At 61.0% G+C, this 21,686-nt stretch carries 25 protein-coding genes and 1 pseudogene; 15 read left to right on the top strand and 11 right to left on the bottom strand.

Annotated features, from left to right (window positions below; all coding sequences use genetic code 11):
- The first annotated feature begins 168 nt into the window (after positions 1 to 168).
- Positions 169 to 1,086 (top strand): LysR family transcriptional regulator, encoded by a 918-nt coding sequence (locus AC0IYN_RS17345; RefSeq protein ID WP_406599725.1) that lies wholly within the window; start codon positions 169 to 171, stop codon positions 1,084 to 1,086.
- On the opposite strand, the gene AC0IYN_RS17340 is transcribed toward AC0IYN_RS17345, so the two are convergent.
- On the bottom strand, positions 1,083 to 1,979 hold the full coding sequence (locus AC0IYN_RS17340) for a LysR family transcriptional regulator (RefSeq protein ID WP_471842361.1): 897 nt from the start codon (positions 1,977 to 1,979) through the stop codon (positions 1,083 to 1,085). The two genes, AC0IYN_RS17345 and AC0IYN_RS17340, sit on opposite strands and share 4 nt — an antisense overlap.
- Before the next feature lie 106 nt (positions 1,980 to 2,085).
- On the opposite strand from AC0IYN_RS17340, the gene AC0IYN_RS17335 reads away from it, so the two are divergent.
- On the top strand, positions 2,086 to 2,844 hold the full coding sequence (locus AC0IYN_RS17335; RefSeq protein WP_471842360.1) for an SDR family NAD(P)-dependent oxidoreductase: 759 nt from the start codon (positions 2,086 to 2,088) through the stop codon (positions 2,842 to 2,844).
- Positions 2,845 to 2,894: 50 nt separating this feature from the next.
- On the top strand, positions 2,895 to 3,833 hold the full coding sequence (locus AC0IYN_RS17330) for a LysR family transcriptional regulator (RefSeq protein ID WP_406599721.1): 939 nt from the start codon (positions 2,895 to 2,897) through the stop codon (positions 3,831 to 3,833).
- Here the strand turns inward: AC0IYN_RS17330 and AC0IYN_RS17325 are convergent.
- Positions 3,805 to 4,242 (bottom strand): multidrug/biocide efflux PACE transporter, encoded by a 438-nt coding sequence (locus tag AC0IYN_RS17325; protein ID WP_406599720.1) that lies wholly within the window; start codon positions 4,240 to 4,242, stop codon positions 3,805 to 3,807. The genes AC0IYN_RS17330 and AC0IYN_RS17325 overlap by 29 nt on opposite strands.
- A gap of 88 nt (positions 4,243 to 4,330) precedes the next feature.
- Between AC0IYN_RS17325 and AC0IYN_RS17320 the strand changes: the two genes are divergently transcribed.
- Positions 4,331 to 5,185, top strand: a complete 855-nt coding sequence (locus tag AC0IYN_RS17320; RefSeq protein ID WP_406599719.1) for a LysR family transcriptional regulator — start codon at positions 4,331 to 4,333, stop codon at positions 5,183 to 5,185.
- Between the two features lie 111 nt (positions 5,186 to 5,296).
- On the opposite strand, the gene AC0IYN_RS17315 is transcribed toward AC0IYN_RS17320, so the two are convergent.
- A complete protein-coding gene (locus AC0IYN_RS17315) occupies positions 5,297 to 6,139 on the bottom strand; it encodes a LysR family transcriptional regulator (protein WP_457240330.1) in 843 nt (280 codons plus the stop codon).
- A gap of 111 nt (positions 6,140 to 6,250) precedes the next feature.
- Here AC0IYN_RS17315 and AC0IYN_RS17310 point away from each other — a divergent pair, with 111 nt between their 5' ends.
- On the top strand, positions 6,251 to 6,976 hold the full coding sequence (locus tag AC0IYN_RS17310; protein WP_099494335.1) for an SDR family oxidoreductase: 726 nt from the start codon (positions 6,251 to 6,253) through the stop codon (positions 6,974 to 6,976).
- Positions 6,977 to 7,041: 65 nt separating this feature from the next.
- Here the strand turns inward: AC0IYN_RS17310 and AC0IYN_RS17305 are convergent, their stop codons facing one another.
- The 4 genes from AC0IYN_RS17305 to AC0IYN_RS17290 are packed head-to-tail and all read right to left on the bottom strand — an operon-like array spanning position 7,042 to position 9,580.
- On the bottom strand, positions 7,042 to 8,265 hold the full coding sequence (locus tag AC0IYN_RS17305; RefSeq protein ID WP_457240329.1) for an RNA polymerase sigma factor: 1,224 nt from the start codon (positions 8,263 to 8,265) through the stop codon (positions 7,042 to 7,044).
- Positions 8,262 to 8,741: an SRPBCC family protein gene (locus AC0IYN_RS17300; RefSeq protein ID WP_078049934.1), complete on the bottom strand. Its 480-nt coding sequence runs from the start codon at positions 8,739 to 8,741 to the stop codon at positions 8,262 to 8,264. Before AC0IYN_RS17300 ends, AC0IYN_RS17305 begins: the two co-directional genes overlap by 4 nt.
- A gap of 32 nt (positions 8,742 to 8,773) precedes the next feature.
- A complete protein-coding gene (locus AC0IYN_RS17295) occupies positions 8,774 to 9,118 on the bottom strand; it encodes a YciI family protein (RefSeq protein WP_457249113.1) in 345 nt (114 codons plus the stop codon).
- A gap of 42 nt (positions 9,119 to 9,160) precedes the next feature.
- Positions 9,161 to 9,580 (bottom strand): YybH family protein, encoded by a 420-nt coding sequence (locus AC0IYN_RS17290; RefSeq protein WP_406599715.1) that lies wholly within the window; start codon positions 9,578 to 9,580, stop codon positions 9,161 to 9,163.
- 147 nt (positions 9,581 to 9,727) lie between these two features.
- Here AC0IYN_RS17290 and AC0IYN_RS17285 point away from each other — a divergent pair, with 147 nt between their 5' ends.
- Positions 9,728 to 10,216: a GNAT family N-acetyltransferase gene (locus tag AC0IYN_RS17285; protein WP_406599714.1), complete on the top strand. Its 489-nt coding sequence runs from the start codon at positions 9,728 to 9,730 to the stop codon at positions 10,214 to 10,216.
- A gap of 20 nt (positions 10,217 to 10,236) precedes the next feature.
- Positions 10,237 to 10,842, top strand: a complete 606-nt coding sequence (locus AC0IYN_RS17280; protein ID WP_406599713.1) for a pyridoxamine 5'-phosphate oxidase family protein — start codon at positions 10,237 to 10,239, stop codon at positions 10,840 to 10,842.
- A 43-nt stretch (positions 10,843 to 10,885) separates the two neighbouring features.
- On the opposite strand, the gene AC0IYN_RS17275 is transcribed toward AC0IYN_RS17280, so the two are convergent.
- Positions 10,886 to 11,368, bottom strand: coding sequence for a GyrI-like domain-containing protein (locus AC0IYN_RS17275; protein ID WP_406599712.1), 483 nt, complete (start codon positions 11,366 to 11,368; stop codon positions 10,886 to 10,888).
- A 196-nt stretch (positions 11,369 to 11,564) separates the two neighbouring features.
- On the opposite strand from AC0IYN_RS17275, the gene alaC reads away from it, so the two are divergent.
- The gene (alaC, locus tag AC0IYN_RS17270; protein ID WP_406599711.1) at positions 11,565 to 12,776 is read left to right on the top strand and encodes an alanine transaminase; all 1,212 of its coding nucleotides are present in this window, start codon (positions 11,565 to 11,567) and stop codon (positions 12,774 to 12,776) included.
- Between the two features lie 157 nt (positions 12,777 to 12,933).
- On the opposite strand, the gene AC0IYN_RS17265 is transcribed toward alaC, so the two are convergent.
- Positions 12,934 to 14,286, bottom strand: coding sequence for a GntP family permease (locus AC0IYN_RS17265; protein ID WP_069078116.1), 1,353 nt, complete (start codon positions 14,284 to 14,286; stop codon positions 12,934 to 12,936).
- Between the two features lie 84 nt (positions 14,287 to 14,370).
- Entirely contained in the window at positions 14,371 to 14,904 is a 534-nt protein-coding gene (locus tag AC0IYN_RS17260; protein WP_406599710.1) for a gluconokinase, read from the bottom strand.
- Between the two features lie 223 nt (positions 14,905 to 15,127).
- Here AC0IYN_RS17260 and gntR point away from each other — a divergent pair, with 223 nt between their 5' ends.
- From gntR to AC0IYN_RS17245, 3 genes are all read left to right on the top strand, one after another.
- A complete protein-coding gene (gntR, locus tag AC0IYN_RS17255) occupies positions 15,128 to 16,159 on the top strand; it encodes an HTH-type transcriptional regulator GntR (protein WP_471844799.1) in 1,032 nt (343 codons plus the stop codon).
- 99 nt (positions 16,160 to 16,258) lie between these two features.
- Positions 16,259 to 16,891: a glutathione S-transferase family protein gene (locus tag AC0IYN_RS17250; RefSeq protein ID WP_406599709.1), complete on the top strand. Its 633-nt coding sequence runs from the start codon at positions 16,259 to 16,261 to the stop codon at positions 16,889 to 16,891.
- A gap of 15 nt (positions 16,892 to 16,906) precedes the next feature.
- Positions 16,907 to 17,644: an NAD-dependent epimerase/dehydratase family protein gene (locus AC0IYN_RS17245; protein WP_406599708.1), complete on the top strand. Its 738-nt coding sequence runs from the start codon at positions 16,907 to 16,909 to the stop codon at positions 17,642 to 17,644.
- A 190-nt stretch (positions 17,645 to 17,834) separates the two neighbouring features.
- Here the strand turns inward: AC0IYN_RS17245 and AC0IYN_RS17240 are convergent, their stop codons facing one another.
- The gene (locus tag AC0IYN_RS17240) at positions 17,835 to 18,281 is read right to left on the bottom strand and encodes a hypothetical protein (RefSeq protein WP_406599707.1); all 447 of its coding nucleotides are present in this window, start codon (positions 18,279 to 18,281) and stop codon (positions 17,835 to 17,837) included.
- 282 nt (positions 18,282 to 18,563) lie between these two features.
- Between AC0IYN_RS17240 and AC0IYN_RS17235 the strand changes: the two genes are divergently transcribed.
- The 4 genes and pseudogenes from AC0IYN_RS17235 to AC0IYN_RS17220 form a co-directional block, all read left to right on the top strand.
- The gene (locus tag AC0IYN_RS17235) at positions 18,564 to 19,979 is read left to right on the top strand and encodes an MFS transporter (protein ID WP_471842359.1); all 1,416 of its coding nucleotides are present in this window, start codon (positions 18,564 to 18,566) and stop codon (positions 19,977 to 19,979) included.
- A gap of 271 nt (positions 19,980 to 20,250) precedes the next feature.
- Positions 20,251 to 20,682 (top strand): hypothetical protein, encoded by a 432-nt coding sequence (locus tag AC0IYN_RS17230; protein ID WP_471842358.1) that lies wholly within the window; start codon positions 20,251 to 20,253, stop codon positions 20,680 to 20,682.
- A gap of 141 nt (positions 20,683 to 20,823) precedes the next feature.
- On the top strand, positions 20,824 to 21,345 hold the full coding sequence (locus tag AC0IYN_RS17225; RefSeq protein ID WP_406599704.1) for a hypothetical protein: 522 nt from the start codon (positions 20,824 to 20,826) through the stop codon (positions 21,343 to 21,345).
- A gap of 111 nt (positions 21,346 to 21,456) precedes the next feature.
- Positions 21,457 to 21,681, top strand: a pseudogene (locus tag AC0IYN_RS17220) (glutathione S-transferase N-terminal domain-containing protein); the annotation flags it as partial.
- Positions 21,682 to 21,686: the final 5 nt, after the last annotated feature.

Genomic DNA, 21,686 nt, shown 5'->3' with positions numbered 1-21,686 from the left:
TGACCCCTTGGGAAGATCTATTATCAGATGGCCCATCTTCTGAAAATCAGATACCCCAAACCACCACCCACTGTAGGAGCCCGGCTTGCCGGCGATGGCGTCATCTGACCTATCACAAGGCTTGAGACCGCCATCGCCGGCAAGCCGGGCTCCTACGAGGAACGCGGCATGTCCCTGACCCTGCGCCAAGTGCGCTACTTCGTCGCCACCGCCGAAATCGGCCAGATTTCCCAGGCGGCCATCCACCTGAACATCTCTCAGTCGGCGGTGACCACGGCGATCAAGGAGCTGGAGGCGATGCTCGGCGTACAGCTGTTCGTGCGATCGGCCCAAGGCATGAACCTGACCGACGCGGGCCGGCACTTTCTCAACCGTGCCTACGTGATCCTGCGCAGTGTCGACGATGCCCTGAACAGCCCGCTGCCCGACTACCGCGCCAGCGGCGTGCTGCGCCTGGCCGCCAGCTACACGGTGCTCGGCTACTTCCTGCCGCACCACTTGCAGCGCATGGAACACTGGCACCCGGACGTGACCATCGAGGTTTTCGAGCAGGAACGCCAGGCCATCGAACAGGGCTTGCTCGACGGTCAATTCGACATGGCGGTGGTGCTCACCGCCAACCTCACCCACCCGGATATTGTCTCGGAAATCCTGTTCAATTCGGAACGCCGCCTGTGGCTGCCCAGCCATCACCCCCTGTGCGAACGCGGCGCCGTGAGCCTGGCCGACGTGGCCCGGGAGCCCTACATCCTGCTCACCGTCGATGAGGCCGAACACAGCGCCATGCGCTATTGGGAGCAGGCGGGGCAAACGCCCAAGGTGCGGCTGCGCACCAGCTCGGTGGAAGCGGTGCGCAGCATGGTCGCCAATGGCAGCGGTGTGGCGATCCTGTCAGACCTGGTGCATCGGCCCTGGTCGCTGGAAGGCAAGCGCATCGAAACCCTGACCGTCACCGACCCCGTCACACCGATGAGCGTCGGCCTGGCCTGGCACCGCGAACGCGCGTTCACCCCGGCGATGCAGGCGGTGCGGGATTACTTCCACGACGCCTTCCTGGCACCGCAGCAACTGTCGGCGCGGCGTTAGAGCTGGGCTTGCAAGGTGGCGGCGAGCCAATCCATGAACACCCGCACCCGTTGCGGCAAATGGCGTTGGCCGGCATAGAGCAGGGAGACCTCCAGCGGTGGCGCCAAGTAGTCCGGCAAGACGCTGACCAATTCGCCCCGGGCCAGTAAATCGCGCACACCCAGCAGCGGCACTTGGGTGATACCAAAGCCGCCCAGGCACGCCGCCTGATAGGCATCGGTGCTGTTGACGGTGACACGCCCATCCATCGGCACCCGCAGCACCTTGCCGCCCGCCTGATATTCGAAGCCCGGTGAACGCGCACCCAGCGGCCTTACGTAATGCACCAGTTGGTGGTTCGCCAAGTCAGCCAGGGAGTGCGGCACACCCTGGCGCTGCAGGTAGGCCGGGCTTGCGCAGTTGACCATCGGCATGCTGCACACCCGGCGCGCCACCACGCTTTGATCGGGCTGGGCGCCCACCCGCAAGACGCAGTCGAAGCCCTCGGCGATCAGGTCGACCTGGCGGTCCGAGCTGCTGATTTCCATCTGGATCAGCGGGTGGCTGTTCATGAACAGCGGCAGGTGCGGCAGAATCATGCCGCGCGCCATCACGTTGGGCATGTCCACGCGAATCCGCCCGGTCAGTTGCGCCTCATCCTGGCGAAACAACCCTTCCAACTCTTCCATGTGCGCCAGCAAGTCTTTGCTGCGCTCATACAGCACACGCCCATCCTGGGTCGCCTGCACCTTGCGCGTGGTGCGTTGCAGCAAACGCGCGCCGAGCAACTCTTCCAGCGCTTGCACATGTTCCGACACGGTAGAGCGCGGCAGGCCCAGGCTCTCGCCGGCCTGGGTAAAACTCGACAGTTCGGTGACGCGCACGAAGGTGCGCAGCAGCTCAAGTTTGTTCATGGGATTGTTCGCCTTATCCGGCCAGTGATTCCGGTATAGCGCTGTTTATCACGTTATGGGCGAATAAATACACTGGGCCCCACTGATCACCTGAGAGGACCGCACCATGACCCGTAAAATCGCACTCATCACCGGCGCCAGCCGTGGCCTGGGCAAAAGCGCCGCGTTGCACCTGGCGGCGCAGGGCGTTGACATCATCGGCACTTACCACAGCGCGGCGGCTGAAGCCCAAGCGGTGGTCGAACAGGTTCAGGCCCTGGGAGGCCGCGCCGCCATGTTGCAACTGGATGTGAGCCAGAGCAGCCGTTTCGATGCCTTTGTCAGCGAAGTCAGCACGCTGCTCAAGGATGTTTTCGCACAGGATCACTTCAACTTTCTGATCAACAACGCCGGCATCGGCGCCCATGCCAGTTTTGCCGAGACCACCGAAGCGCAGTTCGACCAATTGGTCGCCATCCACTTCAAGGCACCGTTCTTTCTCACGCAGAAACTGCTGCCACTGATCAGCGATGGCGGGCGCATCATCAATATTTCCAGCGGCCTGGCGCGGTTCAGCCTACCGGGGTATTCGGCCTATGCATCGATGAAGGGTGCGATAGAAGTGCTGTCGCGCTACCAGGCCAAGGAACTCGGCCCGCGCGGGATCAGCGTGAACACCCTGGCCCCCGGTGCGATTGCCACTGACTTCAGCGGCGGCGCGGTGCGCGATAACCCGGATCTGAATGCGATGGTAGCCAACAACACCGCCCTGGGTCGCGCCGGTTTACCAGACGACATTGGCGGCGCGATTTCCACCTTGCTGGCCGATGGCAGCAACTGGATCACCGGGCAGCGCATCGAGGCCTCGGGCGGCATGTTTCTTTAAACATTCTGCGCTAGCATCAATGCCTTCAGATCACTGACGGGCAATCATCGATGAGTTTTGATCCAGGCTTGGCCGGTGGCATGGGCGTGTTGGCAGCGGTGGTCGACAGCGGCAGTTTCGCCCGCGCCGCCGACAGCCTGGACATGACCCCCTCGGGGGTCAGCCGCGCGATTTCACGCCTGGAAAAACGCCTGGGCATCCGCCTGTTCGACCGCACCACCCGCTCGGTGCAATTGACCGATGAGGGGCGACGTTTCTATCAGGAAATCGCCCCGCTGCTGGCCGGCCTTGAAGAGGCCGCCAACGCCGCCGCCGACAGTGCATTGACCGTGCGCGGGCGCCTGCGGGTGAATATCGACCCCTATTTTTCGCGACTGGTCTTGGGCCCGGTGCTGGGCGACTTCATGCGCCAGTACCCGCACCTGCAACTGGACCTGCACACCCGCGACCAACTCGGCGACCTGGTGGCCGACGGCTTCGACCTGGCAATCCGCTTTGGCATCCCGCAATCGTCTTCGTTGATCGCACGCAAGCTGATGGAAGTGCGCGTGCTCACCCTGGCCTCCCCCGCTTACCTTGCGCACTACGGCCGGCCGAATACGCCGCAAGACCTGGAAACCGGGCACATGTGCCTGGACTTTCGCGACTCGCAGACCGGTCGCCCGTTTGCCTGGGAATTCCACCGGCCCGGCGAACAGGTGATCGTGCGCACCGATGGCCGCCTGGTGGTCAACGACGCCAGCACCCTGTACAGCGTGTGCGAGCACGGGCATGCGGTGGCGCAGATGCTCGACCTCGGCCTGGCGCCGGCGCTGAACAGCGGCGCCCTGGTGGAGTTGTTCCCCGACTGGCCGGACGAGCGCTTTCCGTTGTACGCCTACTACCCGTCGCGGCATTTGCCCGCCGCCAAAGTGCGGGCGTTCCTCGACTTCGTAGCCTCGCTCACGCCCTTGCCGGCGCCTACAGGGCCAGTGCGCGGCGCTGCATGAATTTTTCCCGCAGTACGTCATACCCCCAGTGATACACATAGGTGTACGGCAGGAAGAACAGCAGCACACCGATATCCAGCATGAACGCCTGCATCAAGCTGATGTTCAGCCACGCGGCGATCAACGGCACGGCGACAATGATCAGCCCGCCTTCGAACATCAGCGCGTGCAGCACCCGCGTCCAGCCCCCGCCGGAGAGTTGCAGGCGCACCTTGAGGCGGTCGAACAGGCTGTTGAAAATGATGTTCCAGGTCAGCGCCAGCAGGCTCAAGCCCAAGGTCACCGCGCCCATTTCCAGGGCCGGCCGGCCGGTGATCCAGACCAGCAGCGGTGTGCAGATCAACAAGGCCAGGCCTTCGAAACCCAAGGCTTGGCAAACACGTTCAGTCATCGACTTGGTGGGGTGCATAACCCGTCTCCGTGAGTGGTGATGGTTGCCATGATTACCCTTTGACTCGATACTTCATAACTAATAACCATCGATCAAGGCGATAGTCATGGCCTCCCACGAAGTGTTGCAAGCGTTTGTCCAGGCGGCCACCCAGGGTTCGTTTTCTGCGGCGGCGCGCAAGCTGGGCAAGAGCCAGTCGACCGTCAGCGCGGCGGTGGCAAGCCTGGAGATTGACCTGGATGTGGTGCTGTTCGATCGCAGCAGCCGCAAGCCGACCCTGACACCCGCCGGCCATGTGTTGCTGCAGCGCGCCGAGCAGGTGCTGGAGGCCAGCAGTCGCCTTGAGTTGGCGGCGAGCCAGTTGGCCCAGGGGTTGGAGCCGAAGGTCACGATCGCCATGTCGGATACGTACCAGTCGGAACGCTTTGAGCTCGCCCTCAAGGCCTTCGAACAGCGCTACCCAGACCTTGAGTTGGAATGGCTGATCGCCGAATGCGAAGACTTGATCGCCCTGGTGCAAAGCGGCCGCGCACAGATTGCCTTGATCGAAGCCCAGGAGGTTTACCCGCCCGACCTGACGCGCTCGCCTGTGGCCGAACGCACGGAAATCGCGCTGTTCGTCGCCCCCACTCACGCTTTGACCCGCGTCCAAAACATCGACCCGCAAGCCTTGCAGCAACACCGTGAACTGCGCCTGGGGAGCATCATCAGCCCCAACGAAACGCGCCCATCGGGCCGTGTATGGTCGGCGCCGAGTTTTCTGATGCTGATGGAGATGGCTCAACTCGGCTTCGGCTGGGCGGAATTGCCACGCTGGTTGGTGGAGCGTTTTGGTAATGCCGGGCTGGTTGAACTCAACGTCCGGGGTTGGCCACGCTCGGTGGCGGTGGATGCACTGTGGTCGCGGCAATATCCACCGGGGCCAGCCGGGAGTTGGATGTTGAACCAGATGCTCGAATAGTTCGCCACCCGTGTAGGAGCCGGCTTGCCGGCGATAGCGGTATCGACTGTTACGCCGCTATCGCTGGCAAGCCAGCGCCTACATTGGCAAACGTTGAACGTTCGATATGAGTCAAGCGGCTACGAGTTGCGGCGGGCGATTAGTCTGGAAATACTCGTGCAGCGCACGTAATGCGGGCGACTCCAAGGCTTGCGCGGCGAAGCACAATCCGACTCGGCGCGTGGGGGCCGGCAGGTGCCATTCGCGAATCACCACGCCTGCGCGCTCTGCCGCCAATGACTGCGGCAACATTGCCACGCCCACACCGGCTGCCACCATGTGCAAGGCCTGGGTCAGCGAGCCAGCATGCCCGGCCACTGATTGCGGCGAGCGACCGTACAGGGCCATCAAGCGTTGATGGGAATCGTGTTGCGGGCAGGTGATCCAGTCTTCAATCGGCGCCCACGCCTGTTCCGCTCCCGCCTGCGCCATCGGGTGCGCGGCAGGCAAGGCCATCACGTAGGACTCGTCCCATAGCGGCAGGAACAATTCGTCCTCGCAGCACATTTCCTCCACGGCCAGGCGCCCTTCGCCTTGGCAGCCTTCCTGCAAGGTCAGCAGTAGTCCGGGCAGGCCTTGGTGCGCCATGCGCAGGAAGGTTTCGATCTGGCTGTCGGCAATATCGCCCTCCACCCCCAGCTCCAGGGCGATGCGATTTTCGCCCCCGCGAAACAGCCGGCTCAACCCCTCGGCTTCCGCCACCATGCGCCGCGCCTGGGGGTACAACACCCGCGCTTCGGCGCTGACCTCCACACCACGCGGCTGGCGCAGGAACAGCGCCACGCCCAACTCCTCTTCCAGTTGCTTGATGGTCACCGACAGGGTCGGCTGGCTGATAAACAAACGCTGGGCTGCGGCGGTGATATTGCGTTCTTCAAAGACCGCGAGAAATGCCTTGAGGTGACGAACATCCATAGCTGAATCCGATGGCTGACAGAGGAATAAGGCATTTTTCAGCCCTGGCGGCGGTAAATATACTGCGCCCACGATCCAGTTATCGATTTTTCTTATTGCAGGAGTCCACCCATGAGCAAGCCATTGGTCATCATTACCGGCGCCAGTTCCGGCATTGGCGAAGCCACCGCCCGCCTGTTGTCAGCCGCCGGCCACCCGCTGTTGTTGCTGGCGCGTCGCATTGATCGCCTCAACGATCTGGGCCTGCCAAACACCTTGAACCGTGGCGTCGACATCACCGACCGCGCCGCCCTTGTCGCCGCGGTGCAGGAAGCCGAAGCCCAGTTCGGCCCCGCCGACGCACTCATCAACAATGCCGGCGTGATGCTGTTGGGCGCGGTCAGCGAGCAAGACCCGGCGCAATGGGAGCAGATGCTCGACGTCAACGTGAAGGGCCTGCTCAACGGCATTCACGCAGTGGCGGGCAGCATGGTTGCGCGCAAGGGCGGCACGATCATCAACGTCAGCTCGGTGGCCGGGCGCAAGACCTTCCCGAATCACGTGGCGTATGTAGGCACCAAGTTCGCCGTGCATGGGATTTCGGAAAACCTGCGCGAAGAATTGTCGCCAAGCAACGTACGCGTGATCACCATCGCCCCGGGTGCAGTGGAAACCGAACTGCTCAGCCACACCACCGACGAGGCGATCAAGAGCGGCTACCAAGCCTGGAAACAGGACATGGGCGGCACCGTGCTCAGCGCCGATGACGTGGCCTCGGCGATTGCCTATGCCTACCAGCAACCGCAGCATGTGTGCATTCGCGAGATCGTGTTGGCGGCGACGCGTCAGCAGCCGTAACCCGGATATTGCAAACAACGCGGTTCGATGTGGGAGCTGGCTTGCCAGCGCCTACATGCGGACCATCAGTGTTGGCGGGATTGCAGCTCGGCCAGGCGCTTTTCGAGAAAGCGTTTTTCCGGGGCTTGCCGGGTCAGTGACAGGGCTTTTTCATAGGCTGCACGCGCCTCCTCGACGCGCCCCAATTGCCGACAAAACTCCCCCCGCGCCGAATGTGCCAAGTGGTACTCCAGCAACTCGCCCCGCGCCAAAATCCTCTCCACCTGCTGCAACCCTGCCAACGGCCCATCCCGCATGGCCAGCGCCACGGTGCGGTTCAGTTCGATCACCGGTGAGGGCACTGCCCTGAGCAACACATCGTAGAGCCCGACGATCTGCGGCCAGTCCGTCTCATCTGCACGCGTGGCTTCGGCATGCACTGCCGCGATGGCCGCCTGCAAGCCATACGGGCCAAAGCGCCGAGTGCCCAGCGCCTGCTCTGCCAACGCGCAGCCTTCGGCAATCAGGGCGGCGTCCCACAGCGAGCGGTCCTGCTCATTCAGCAGCACTAACTCGCCGTTGGCCGAGGTGCGCGCCGAGCGTCGGGATTCATGCAGCAGCATCAGCGCCAGCAGCCCCATCACTTCCGGCTCGGGCAGCAACTCCATGAGCAAACGCCCCAGTCGAATGGCTTCGCGCGTCAACTCTTCACGGGTCAGGTCAGCGCCCATGGACGCCGAATACCCTTCGTTGAACACCAGGTAAATCACCCGTAACACGCTGTCCAGTCGCTCGGGCAATTCATCACGGGATGGCACCTGATAAGGGATTTTCGCCTCGCGGATCTTCCCCTTGGCTCGCACGATGCGCTGGGCAATGGTGGTGGGCGTGGCCAGGAATGCCCGGGCGATTTCCTCGGTGGTGAGGTCGCAGATTTCACGCAAGGTCAGCGCGGCCTGGGCATCCGCCGCCAGCGCCGGGTGGCAGCAGGTGAAGATCAGGCGCAGGCGGTCGTCTTCCACGTCTTCGTCACTCCAGTCAGCCGCCTCCAGTGCGTCGGCCTGCTCCTGCAACAGCGGGGTAAAACGGGACTGGCGGCGCAGTCGGTCGATGGCCTTGAAGCGCCCGGTGGACACCAGCCACGCCCGTGGATTGTCCGGCACACCGTCCAGCGGCCACCGTTGCACCGCGACCAGAAAGGCCTCGTGCAGGGCCTCCTCGGCCAAATCGAAGTCGCCCAGCAAGCGAATCAGCGTCGCCAGTACCCGGCGCGATTCGCTGCGGTAGAGAGCATCGATCGCGAGGGTCAATCGCCCATGCCCTGCGTCACCAGCGTCACCAGGCGGTCCAGGCTCTGGCCCCAGCCATCGTGAAAGCCCATGGCTTCGTGCGCCTGTTTGTCTTCGGCGCTCCAGTGCATGGCGCGGGCGGTGTAGAGAGTCTTGTTGCCCTCGACTTCCTGCAGGGTCACTTCGGCGGTCATGAACGGCTTGCCCGACGGAATCCAGCCCGGCGCGAAGGCGTCTGTGAACACCAGCCGCCGTGGCGCGACGATTTCCAGGAACACGCCCTGGGTCGGGTATTCGGCGCCGTCGGGCGCGCGCATCAGGGTGCGGAACAGGCCACCGACCCACAGGTTCATTTCGCACTCGGGGGTGGTCATGCCGTGGGGGCCCCACCATTGCTGGAGCAAGCTAGGCTCGGTCCAGGCACGGAACACGCGGCTGCGCGGTGCATCGATGACGCGGCTGATGGACAGTTCAAACTCGGCAGGTTGCGTAGACATGGGGTAAACCTCTTGAGTCTTATGGTTGTTGTTCAGAGATTCAATTCGCGCACGGGGCGCACTTCCACACTGCCAACCCGGGCAGCCGGAATACCGCCGGCCACCTGGATCGCTTCGTTCAAATCCCGCGCCTCGATCAGGTAGAAGCCGGCGAGCTGCTCCTTGGTTTCGGCAAACGGCCCGTCGGTGATCGACAGCTTGCCATTGCGCATGCGCACGGTGGTGGCGGTGGCGACCGACTCCAGCGCTTCGGCGGCCAGCATGCGCCCACTGCCGTGAACGGCTTCGGCGTAAGCGTGGCATTCCGGGTCCTTGGGGCTGTCGGGCAGGCTGTGCAGCAACGTTTCGTCGCTGTAGACCAGGCACAGGTATTTCATGGCGTTCTCCGTTTTCGGACTACTGACTATAGATCGCGGTGGTCAAGGTTTCAGGTCAAACAGACCGGCGCCGGTTTCCATGTCGAACGGTGCAGACCAGTGCTCATGCACCACCTTCCACTGGCCATTGATGCGCTGGTAACCAGCCGTCACGCGCATCCAGCAGGTCTTGAGCACGCCATCCGGCCCGGTGCCACCGCAGTGGGCGAGCCAGTGGGCAAAGGCACTGTCGTCTGCGGCGACGATTTGCAGCTCATGAAAGTCAAACACGCCGGGGCCAGGGCAGAACTCCATGCAGGCCTTCCAATGCGCCTGGTAGGCGGCCTTGCCCTTGAATTGCAAGGCGCTAACGGCGTCGAACGCGACGATATCGTCGGCGTAGAAGCTGACAATTTTGTCGACATCCTTGGCGGTGACGGCGTGTTTCCATTGCTCGATCAGGGTGTTGATGGCGGTGCTCATGGTGAGACTCCTTCGGGTGGAAAAGCGCGAAATACACCCTTAATCGAACAAGCCAGCGGCAAATCGACAAGCCACTGAAAAATAATTTCGCCCCCGGCAAACCCGCTAGAATCCAGGCCTCTTTGTAGGATTTCGGATGCGCCACCGATGGAAACCCGCCTCGTCCCCTATGAGACGCTGAGCCTTGTGCAGAAACAGCAACTCGACACCCTGCAAGTGCATCCCGAGCAACTGGCGTACTCCGGTGATATCTACTGTGCGCTGAACAGCCTGCTGGTCAACCCCAACCCCGGCGCCATCAAAGGCTTCGCCCTGCTCGCCGACGACCTGCCCGTGGCCTTCCTGCTGCTCAAACGCCCACCCTGCCTGCCCCATTGGGCCGATGAACACAGCGCGACCTTGCACGCGTTGCAGGTGGACCGGCATCAACAAGGGCGCGGATTCGGCAAGGCCTGCTTGCAAGCCCTACCCGCGGCGGCACTGGAAGCGTGGCCGCAAATCAAGGGCCTGGAATTGTCGGTGGACGCGGACAATGTGGCGGCGATGGGGTTGTATCTGAGAACTGGGTGGGTGGACAGTGGGGAGGCGTATAAGGGGCGTATAGGGTATGAACGCCGGCTGGCGTTAGTATTTTGAACGATAAGGAGGTGGTAAGCATGCTGACAACCCTCGAACAACTCGAAACCCTCTACGGCCTCCCCCACGAGCGTGCCGTGCGCAAGGAAATCCCGTTTCTCAACGAGGACTACCAGGCCATGGTGCGGGCCTCGCCGTTGGTGGTGGTGAGTTCGTCCGGGCCGGACGGTATCGACGGTTCGCCGCGCGGTGATGTGCCGGGGTTTGTGCGGATTGTGGATGAGCGCACCTTGGCGATCCCGGATCGGCCGGGGAACAATCGCCTGGATACCTTGCGCAACCTGGTGCAGGACCCGCGCATTGCGTTGCTGTTCATCATCCCGGGGGTCGGCGAGACCTTGCGTGTGAACGGCCGGGCGCAGATTTCCATCGAGCCACAGCTGCTGGAGAGTTTTGCAGTGAACGGCAAGCCAGCGCGCTCGGTGATTCTGGTGCAGGTGGAGGCCGCGTATTTCCACTGCTCCAAGGCGTTTGTGCGCTCGGACTGCTGGAACCCCGAAAAACATCTGGACCGCTCGGCATTGCCGTCGGCGGGGGCGTTTCACAAGCGTCTCAATGATGGGCAGTTTGACGCCGAAGCCTATGACCGGGAGATGCCCGAGCGAGTCAGAAGCACGCTGTATTGATACCACTGCAGGAGCCGGCCTGCCGGCTCCTACGCGGTCGTGGTCAGCCTCGTTCGCCCACGGGCAGCCAGATCTCTACCGTACCGGTGCCTTTGCGCGCGTCAAAGTCGGCGCTGTAGCGCTCGAAATCCGCGCCCATCACCTTGTAGCCTGAATGCGGCAGCCATTCGAACATGATGCGCTCGTACGTTTGCTCCAGTGCCTGCACCGGCCCGTAGTGCGGGAACACGGCATAGTTGAGCGGCGGAATCTCGATGGACTCGAAGTTGCTTGGTACGTCGCCTTTGGTGGGGACTTCGACCCCGGCCATGTAGTCGAATTCGCCATGCTTGGGGTTATGGCAAACGCCATAGGTCACACCGCCTACGCGCTTCTTGATGTCCTTGATGCAGGTGTCGAACAACTCCCACAGTTTGGGGATATCCCCCACCGTGGCCTTCGAATAACGCCCTTGCACCCCGGCGATCACCAGGGCTTTACCGGCTTCCATGCGTGGCTCTAACGGTTGTTTTATCTGCTGATCCATACGAACAGTCTCCTTCTTATGAGGGAACAAACCCGCATCGAGTATAGGGGCATATCCACGCTGTACTCCATGCAGAAAATTTTCCTGCGCATCTGGACAACTGGCCATCATCGACCGTATTGTCTGCCCCGCAGGCCACCGCAGTGGCCGACGTCGCTCGGACGGTTCCGGGCGCTTACGTACTCTCGAGGCAACAATGGCCGACCAAGGTTCGCCGCGCCGCTTTGCGCGCATAGATCGACTCCCCCCGTATGTTTTCAATATCACTGCCGAGCTGAAGATGGCTGCGCGTCGGCGCGGCGAAGACATCATCGACTTGAGCATGGGTAACCCAGACGGCGCCACACCTCCCCACATCGTGGAGAAAATGGTCACCGTCGCCCAACGCGAAGACACCCACGGCTACTCCACCTCCAAAGGCATTCCGCGTCTGCGCCGGGCTATTTCGCGCTGGTACAAGGACCGCTATGAAGTGGACATCGACCCCGAGTCGGAAGCCATCGTCACCATCGGTTCCAAGGAAGGCCTGGCGCACTTGATGCTGGCCACCCTGGACCAGGGCGACACCGTACTGGTGCCCAACCCCAGCTATCCGATTCACATCTACGGTGCCGTGATTGCCGGCGCCCAGGTGCGCTCAGTGCCGCTGATTCCGGGCGTGGATTTCTTCGCCGAACTGGAACGCGCGATTCGCGGCTCGATCCCCAAACCGAAGATGATGATCCTCGGTTTCCCGTCCAACCCAACCGCGCAGTGCGTGGAACTGGACTTCTTCGAGCGCGTGATCGCGCTGGCCAAGCAGTACGACGTGCTGGTGGTGCATGACCTGGCCTACGCCGACATCGTCTACGACGGCTGGAAAGCCCCGTCGATCATGCAGGTGCCCGGTGCCAAGGACATCGCGGTGGAGTTTTTCACCCTGTCCAAGAGCTACAACATGGCCGGCTGGCGCATCGGCTTCATGGTCGGCAACCCGGAACTGGTCAACGCCCTGGCGCGGATCAAGAGCTACCACGACTACGGCACCTTCACCCCGCTGCAGGTGGCAGCCATTGCGGCGCTCGAAGGCGACCAGCAATGCGTGAAAGACATCGCCGAGCAGTACCGCCAACGCCGCAATGTGCTGGTCAAGGGCCTGCATGAACTGGGCTGGATGGTGGAAAATCCGAAGGCGTCGATGTACGTCTGGGCGAAGATTCCCGAGCAGTATGCCACCCTGGGTTCGCTGGAATTTGCCAAGAAGTTGCTGCTGGAGGCGAAGGTGTGTGTGTCGCCGGGCATCGGCTTTGGCGAGTATGGCGATGATCACGTGCGCTTTGCGCTGATCGAGAACCAGGACCGGATTCGCCAGGCGGTGCGCGGGATTCGCGGGATGTTCCGGGCGGATGGGCTGGTCACCAAAGCCTGACGCCATCCACCTGTAGAAAGGTGATCAAAAATGTGGGAGCTGGCTTGCCTGCGATAGCATCACCTCGGTGTATCTGCTACACCGAGGTGTCTGCATCGCAGGCAAGCCAGCTCCCACATTTGAAGTGGGTTTTCACCCCAGTTTGATGGTGTGCCTGTTAGACCACCAACGACAACAACATGATGAAGATCAGGGCCACGATAGACAGGATGGTTTCCATCGCCGTCCAGGTCTTGAACGTCTCGGCCACGGTCATGTTGAAGTACTGCTTCACCAGCCAGAAGCCCGCATCGTTGACGTGAGACAGGATCAACGAACCCGCCCCCGTCGCCAACACCAACAGCTCACGGTTAACCCCCGGAATCATCCCCACCACCGGCACCACGATGCCCGCGCCAGTAATGGTCGCCACCGTGGCCGAACCGGTTGCCACACGGATCACCGCCGCCACCAGCCACGCCAGCAGGATCGGATTGATCTGTGCATTCACCGCCATGTGGCCGATCACATCACCCACGCCGCTGGTCACCAGCATCTGCTTGAAGCCACCACCGGCACCGATGATCAGGATGATCGCAGCGGTCGGCGCCAGGCTGGCGTCGAGCAGCTTGAGGATCTGCTTGGAATGGATGCCCTGGCGATGGCCAAAGGTGTACAGCGACAGCAGCAACGCCAGCAACAGCGCGGTGATCGGGTGACCGATCATGTCCATCCAGTTGCGTACCACATTGCCTTCGGCAAACGCGATGTCGGCGAAGGTTTTCAGCAGCATCAGGAACACCGGCAGCAGCACGGTGACCAGGGTGATGCCGAAGCTCGGCAGGTCTTTGTTCTCAGGCTCGCGGGCCAGTTGATCGACCAGTTCCTGGGACGGGTTGCCCGGGATGTACTTGGCGATAAACGTACCGAAGATCGGGCCGGCGATGATGGCGGTCGGCAGAGCGACGATCAGGCCGTAGAGGATGGTCTTGCCGATGTCGGCGCCAAACACGCCGATGGCCAGCAACGGGCCGGGGTGCGGTGGCACCAGGCCATGTACCGCCGAGAGGCCGGCCAGCAGCGGGATACCGATCTTGATCAGCGACACGCCCGTACGGCGCGCGACGATGAACACCAGCGGGATCAGTAGCACAAAGCCGATCTCGAAGAACAGCGGGATGCCCACCAGGAACGCGGCAAACATCATGGCCCACTGGACCTTCTCTTTGCCGAAGGCGCGGATCAGGGTCTGGGCGATCTGGTCGGCACCGCCGGATTCGGCCATCATCTTGCCGAGCATCGTGCCCAGCGCGAGGATGATGCCGACAAAGCCGAGCACCCCGCCGAAACCGTCCTGGAACGCCTTGATGATCTTGTCCACGGGCATGCCCGAAGTCAGGCCGAGGAAGCCGGCCGCGATGATCAGCGCAATGAACGGGTGCACCTTGAACTTGGTGATCAGAACGATCAACCCGATGATGGTAACGACTGCGTCAAGCAGTAGGTAGGACTCGTGGGACATGCCAAACATGGGGGGTCTCTCCTGTTTGTTGTTGTTATTAAAGCGGGTGTTGAATTTCCTGCCGGGGATAGCGCTATCTTTTCCGGCAAAAAATTATTTGGATGGTTCAAAACCGTGTTGCAGCCACCAGGCGTTGGTCTGCTCGGCCAGTTCCTCGACGCTGTCTTCACTGGCGTTGAGGGCCAGGGTCAGCGGCTCGCCCTTGGGCGATTCAAGGGTGGCGAACTGGCTGTCTATGAGACTTGCCGGCATGAAATGGCCGGGGCGGTGGGACACACGGTCGGCGGCCACGGCGCGGGTCAGCTCCAGAAACACGAAACCCAGGCCCGGCGCAGCTTCGCGCAGGTGGTCGCGGTATTTCTTCTTGAGGGCTGAACAGGTGAGTACGGGGTGCTCGCCCGCTTTGAGCGAACGGCGCAGTTCATCGCACAGGATGTCGAGCCAGCCGGCGCGGTCTTCGTCGTTGAGGGGGTGTCCAGCGCTCATCTTTTCGATGTTGGCGGCGGGGTGAAAGCTGTCGCCTTCGATGGCAGTAGCACCGTTCAGGCGGCACAGGGCCTCGCTGACGCTGGACTTGCCACAGCCGGAAACACCCATGATGACCAGGGCGGTAACAGGTTGACTCATGAAACACCTCAGGACGCAGATAGCGCTACCTTTGCACGCTGTAAGGCTAGTGCAAAAACAGGCTTTTCCCGCGCCGTCTTGTCTTTTTTTGGGAGTGACGCGTGCATCCTCTCCAAACGGCTTACTCAAATTCAGACCGGATCAGGCAACCCGTTATTCAAGAATTTGCAGCCCTCTGGAGACAGCGCTACCTTAGTGCCTCGATTTTTGTTTGGCAAGCCGCCTGATGACCTCCAAGAACGATAAAAAATTGCGCACCACGGGTCGCCCGACCCTCAACGAAGTCGCGCGCCTGGCGGGTGTCAGCCCGATTACCGCCTCCCGGGCCCTGCGCGGTATCAGCACCGTCGCCACCGAACTGGTGGAAAAAGTGCAACAGGCCGCCGCTGAACTCAACTATGTAGTCAATCCTGCCGCCCGCGCCCTGGCCTCTGCCCAGAGCCATTCGGTCGTGGTGTTGGTACCGTCGCTGTCCAACCTGCTGTTTATCGAAACCCTCGAAGCCATCCACCAGGTGCTGCGGCCCAAGGGCTTTGAAGTGCTGATCGGCAACTCCCACTATTCCCGTGACGAAGAAGAAAACCTGTTGCGCAACTACATGGCCTACCAGCCACGGGGGTTGTTGCTGACCGGGTTTGATCGCACCGAAAGCGCCCGACGGATGGTCGAGGCCAGCCATGTGCCTTGCGTGTACATGATGGATTTGGACCCGAACGCCGGCGTGAACTGCGTAGGGTTCTCGCAATTGGCGGCAGGCGAGACGGCGGCGGCGCACCTGCTGTCCCGTGGGCGCAAGCGCCTGGCGTACATCGGCGCGCAGTTGGACCAACGCACGCTGCTGCGGGGTGAAGGTTTCCGCTGCGCACTGCAACAGGCCGGTCTGTATGACCCGGCGCTGGAACTGCTGACACCGCGCCCCTCCTCCGTGGGCCTGGGTGGCGAGTTGTTCTTGCAGTTGCTGGCGGCGCATCCGGACGTGGACGCGATCTTCTTCGGCAACGACGACCTGGCCCAGGGCGCGCTGCTGGAAGCCCTGCGCCATGGCATCAAAGTGCCGGAGCGTGTGGCGGTGCTGGGCTTCAACGACTTGCCGGCGTCGTCGTTCATGGTGCCGCGCCTGAGCAGCATCAGCACCCCGCGTGAAGCGATTGGCCGGCGTGCGGCGGAGCATTTGTTGACGATCATGGCCGGCAACAAGATCGCCAAGCCGGTGGTGGATATGGGGTTTGAGTTGCAGGTGCGGGAGAGTACCTGACCTTCAAGCCGGCTCCTACAGGTGGCAACGTTCACGATTGGTTTCATCGTGTTGCTGGCACCTGCTAGATTGGTGCTTCTCCAAGGCTAGGAAAGCACCATGGGACACTCACTGAAAATCTTGGGTCGCACGTCCTCCATCAACGTGCGCAAAGTCCTCTGGACCTGCCAGGAACTCGGCATCGACTACCAGCGCGAAGACTGGGGCATCGGCTTCAAGCCCACCCAGTCCGCCGAATTCCTGGCCCTGAACCCCAACGCCCAGGTCCCCGTATTGATCGATGACCATGGCGTGCTGTGGGAATCCAACACCATCTGTCGCTACCTCGTGAACCTCTATCAGCGTCATGACCTGCTGCCCGCCGAGCCGGCACCGCGTGCCCGGGTCGAGCAATGGATTGACTGGCAAGCCATCGAACTCAACCGCGCCTGGGGCGACGCCTTCACTGCCTTGGTGCGCAACAACCCGGACGGCCTGGACGCAACGCAGATTGCCGCCGCCGTGCGGCGCTGGAATGACAGCATGGGCATTCTCGAACAACAGCTGACAAAGACAGGTGCCTACGTGGCCGGCGACGAATTCTCCCTCGCCGATATCCTTATCGGCCTCTCGGTGCACCGCTGGCAGGTGACGCCCATGGAGCGCCCGCCCTACCCCGCCATTGCGGCGTACTATCAACGCCTCGGTCAGCACGCTGGCTTCAAGACCTTCGCCCTCGACGGGCACAACTGACAACAAGGACTACACGTGAAAGGACTCAACGTACTGCTCACCGGCGCCTGCGGCAGAATCGGCAAGACGTTTTTCGAAGCGTCGAAAGACCGCTACCGCTTCACCCTCACCGACCGCGTCATGCCGGACTTCGACCTGGGCGAGCACCGCTTCGTCCACGCCGACCTCAGCGATCAATCCAGCCTGGCGGCATTGCTCGAAGGCATCGACGTGATCGTGCACCTGTCGGGCATCCCCCATGCCAGCGCGTCATTCGACGAACTGCTACCCAACAACATCCTCGCCACCACCTACCTGTTCGAAGCCGCCGTGGCCGCTGGCGTGAAACGCCTGGTGTTCGCCAGCAGCGCGCAAACCATCGAAGGCTACCCGGTGGACCGCCAGATCACGCCCGGCATGCCGGTGATGCCCGCCAACCTGTATGGCGTGAGCAAATGCTACGGCGAGGCGCTGTGTGGCTACTACGCGGCAAAAACGCCGTTGTCGACCATTGCCCTGCGAATCGGCGCCTTCGAATTCCCCGAAACTCACGACCTGAACAACGCCCGCGACCTCAGCGCCTGGCTCAGCCCGCGTGATGCGGTGCAGTTGCTGCAACGCTCGGTAGAAGCCGAGGGCGTCAAGCACCTGATCGCCCATGGCATTTCCAACAACCGCTTCAAACGCCTGGACCTCAGCGAAACCACGCGGGTGCTGGGCTACCAACCGGTGGATGACGCGTTTCAGGCATTTGATATTGCGATCCGTTACTAAGTCCTGTGTGTAAAACATTACTTCAGCCGGCCGAACAGGCAATCAATGATATTGCTCTGTCAGCATTTCGCTCGCCAAAGCAATCTCGGCAACCTTGGCATATCGTTTGAGTGTCATAACGTGCAGCGCAGTTACAGGATGAACCAAGCGCGAGGCTGAATGTACCCATACTGTGCCAAGAACCTGCAGACTAACGAAGATCCGGAATAAATAGCTCGCCATCCTTAACATATGTTTTTTCAGGAACGCCATGCTCAGGGATGGCAGCGCTCTCCCATTCGAAATGTCCATGCAAGGAGTTGCTCTGCTCATCCACAGTGATCGTCAAAAAGCCAACGAATGCATAAAAAGTCAGTTGCCCCCCTTCTCCTCCTAATATTGGCGAGAAAAAGTAGGCGGTGCCGCTACCATGTTCGATTTTTGGACCTACTCCTAACCGATAGCGCCCGCTCACAAGATCACTATTTACTACAAAATTAATAGATTTTGTTTTCTGACCTATTCCCTGACGCGCGTCGATAGAGAAATAATTAGGGGACTGTTGTAACGTTATTCTGTCAGCCTTGAACTTTAAACCGTCATAAGTAGTGTCCGCGCTCAATGACCTCTCAAGCATTGCTGACTGATTGGTAGACATAATAACTCTCCACTGAATGATCAAAATGTTAAGAGTCCATGAGCGAATGCGTGGCAATCCCCATGTGCGTCTCCATCATAAGACGAGGGCGAACAATAGATACTGTAAAAACTGACAGTTAATCGTTTCAGCAATCACTGAGCGGCCGCGCCAACAATTCGTGAATATGTCCGATTACGCGCAATAAACCAGCATATAAATGCCCAACCCGACATAACGTCACAAGTGCTGACTTCCGTTAGCCAGCTAAGATTTCCAATCACTACCCCTGGAATCGGCCTCATGTCCACACTCACCGCCTGCGCCACCGACGGCATCGACCCCCTCCGCGCCGCCCACATCAGCGCGCGCATCGACCGCCTGCCAGCCGTCGCCACTGTGTGGCGCCTGGTGGCGCTGCTGTCGATCGGCGGTTTTTTCGAGCTGTATGACCTGTTCCAGACCGCCTACATCAGCCCCGGCCTGATCAGCGACGGGATTTTCCACACCGGCAGCCAGGGCGTGTTTGGCTTCTCGGACCAGGCCGCCTTTGCCTCGGCGACCTTCCTGGGGCTGTTCCTCGGCGCCAGCCTGCTCAGCCCTATCGCCGACCGCTTCGGGCGCCGGGCGATCTTCACCTTAGCGTTGATCTGGTACACCGTTGCCACCGTGTTGATGGGCATCCAGACCTCTGCGCTGGGCGTCATCGGCATGCGCTTTTTGGTGGGCATCGGGCTGGGTATCGAACTGGTAACCATCGACGCCTACCTCTCGGAACTGGTGCCCAAGCGCATGCGCAGTTCGGCGTTTGCCTTTGCGTTTTTCATCCAGTTTTTGTCGGTGCCGGCGGTGGCATTGATGTCGTGGTGGCTGGTGCCCCAGGCGCCGTTCGGCGTATCGGGCTGGCGCTGGGTGGTGCTGAGCAGTGCGGTGTTTGCGCTGTTTATCTGGCAACTGCGCAAGCGCCTGCCGGAATCCCCGCGCTGGCTGGCGCAGAAAGGCCGCTTTGAGGAAGCCGGCACGATCATGGACAACCTGGAGGCGCGCTGCCAGAAAGATCACGGCAAACCGCTGGATGAGCCCGAGCCCGAAGCCGTCAGCGTGCAGGGCAGCGGCCGCTTTGCCGATATCTGGCAACCGCCGTACCGCCGCCGCGCGTTGATGCTGATCGTGTTCCATGTGTTCCAGGCCATCGGCTTCTTCGGCTTCGGCAACTGGCTGCCGGCGTTGCTGTCCGGCCAGGGTGTAAGCGTGACCCACAGCTTGCTCTACGCCTTCATCATCACCCTCGCCTATCCGCTGGGGCCGCTGCTGTTCGTGAAGGTGGCCAACCGCTTTGAAAACAAATGGCAGATCGTCGGCTCGGCCCTGGGCGCGATGATCTTCGGCAGCCTGTTCGCCCTGCAAACCACGGCGGTGGGGCTGGTGATCTGCGGCGTGATGATCACCTTCTGCAATGCCTGGCTGAGCTTCAGCTATCACTCGTACCAGAGCGAACTGTTCCCCACCAACATCCGGGCGCGGGCGGTGGGCTTCTGCTACTCGTTCAGCCGCTTGTCGACGGTGTTCAGCAGCCTGCTGATCGGCTTTATCCTCGAACACCTGGGCACGCCGGGCGTATTGGCGTTCATTGCCAGCAGCATGCTGATCGTGATGATCACCATCAGTTGGTTCGGGCCGCGTACGCGTAACCTGGCGTTGGAGAATATCGCTCACTGACGGTGAACGTTGGCCATCTCTAAGCTGGCACAATCCACCTACAGAGATACTGTGATAATTCACAGAGAACGGCTTCATCCTGACCTGACCTTCTAGCCGCAAGAGATGGCTGACCAACAGGCGGATAGCGTGTCATCTCCTGTGCCTTGCCCCTTCACTCAGGCGCTTACCTGTTATTTCTGACAGTAGACATCCCCTACTGGTCTCGCTCTACTAAGGTGTAGGCGCGTCCACCCAGGGCCGCCATTTTGTGAATAGCAAGGAGCTAGACATGCAAGAGAGAAAGGCGGGCCACCGCCAGGAACGGGCGTCAGCGGGGTGGTTGGTATCTTCAAGTTTCGAAGGTGATATCAACACCAACAATGTCAGCTATAGCCAATCATCTGATGATTTGACGTTGTATGGTCTACAGCAGACAGAAAGCGGCAGCTTTATAGGTGTCCATATCAATTTCCCCGTCAGCATAGGAACTGGCCTACATGAGCTACCTACCAGATCGATAGAAGTCGCGTATTTTCGCCAAACAAGCGGTGGCCACCGAACACGGTTCATTGCGAAAAGCGGCGAGCTCTTCCTGACTAAATGGGATGATCCTAATGCGCATGCGGAGGGAAAATTCCGTTTCAAGGCCGCTGTTGATGGCACAGACCACTTATTCGATGGATCATTTTCCATTCGTTGGGATGAGGCAGGAAAAACCTGATAACACCAGCGGCAAGAGTTGGCCTTAGTGAGGTCAGTTTTTGCCGCTTTAACCGCGCGCGCCCACGTAAATGCTGGATCAACTGGCCGGCACACTATTTGCTCCACCTGTGGCACCGAACATTTCCCCAGGTGACCGATCATGCTGGTTAACAACAACACCCAAGCCGTTTCGACTGTTCAACAGATTAAGCGGCCCGACATGGACCCCGCCAACGCCGCCGCCAGCGCGCTGTACAGCGGTGCCCTGCAAGCCGCGCAGCAAAGCGTGACCGTGCCCGCCGCGCAGAAGGAACTGGACAAGGCCGCCGACCGCATCGACGAAGCCTTTGCCAAGACCCGCGTGCAATTGCAGACCACCACAGAAGCCGTTACTGCCTCTACCGCGACGCCAGATGTCCCAAAAACCGGCTCGACCGCCAGCACCGCGCGCTCCGAGTTCACTGACTACATGAATAAATCCCCGGCCGAGCGTATCCGTGAGCAGTTGCTCAAGGAGCAGGGTTTGACCGAGGCGGACGTACAGAACATGTCCCAGGAAAAGCAGGACGCGATTTCCAAGCAAGTGGCTGAACGCCTGAAGCAACAACAAGAGCAGCAGGTAGCGGCCAAGACCGTTGACCCGCAGGCGCAGGCAGTGAAAGAAACCCTGGCTGCGATCTAAGCTACACCGCAGATCAACGGTGAAAACAGTGTTTTTTACTGTGCCCACTTGGAAGTATCGGCGTAGCCTTCTGCCCCTGCTAGATTGGCTGCTCTGCACCGCAAGGAAAGCATCCTAGGGCACTCACTGAAAATCTTGGCCCGCACGTCCTCCATCAACGTGCGCAAAGTGCCCTGGACCCGCCAGGAACTGGTCATCGACTACCTACCGGAAGACTGGGGTAGCGGCTTTAAGCCTACCCAGTCCGCCGACTTCCTCGTCCTGAACCCTGACGCCCATCTGCCGGTGCTGATCGATGACCACGGCGTGTTGTGGGAGTCCACAATCATCTGCCGCCAAGG

Source organism: Pseudomonas sp. AC112, from assembly GCF_979253545.1.
The sequence above is the reverse complement of the archived record's forward strand: the minus strand, read 5'-3'. Positions and strand labels throughout refer to the sequence as shown.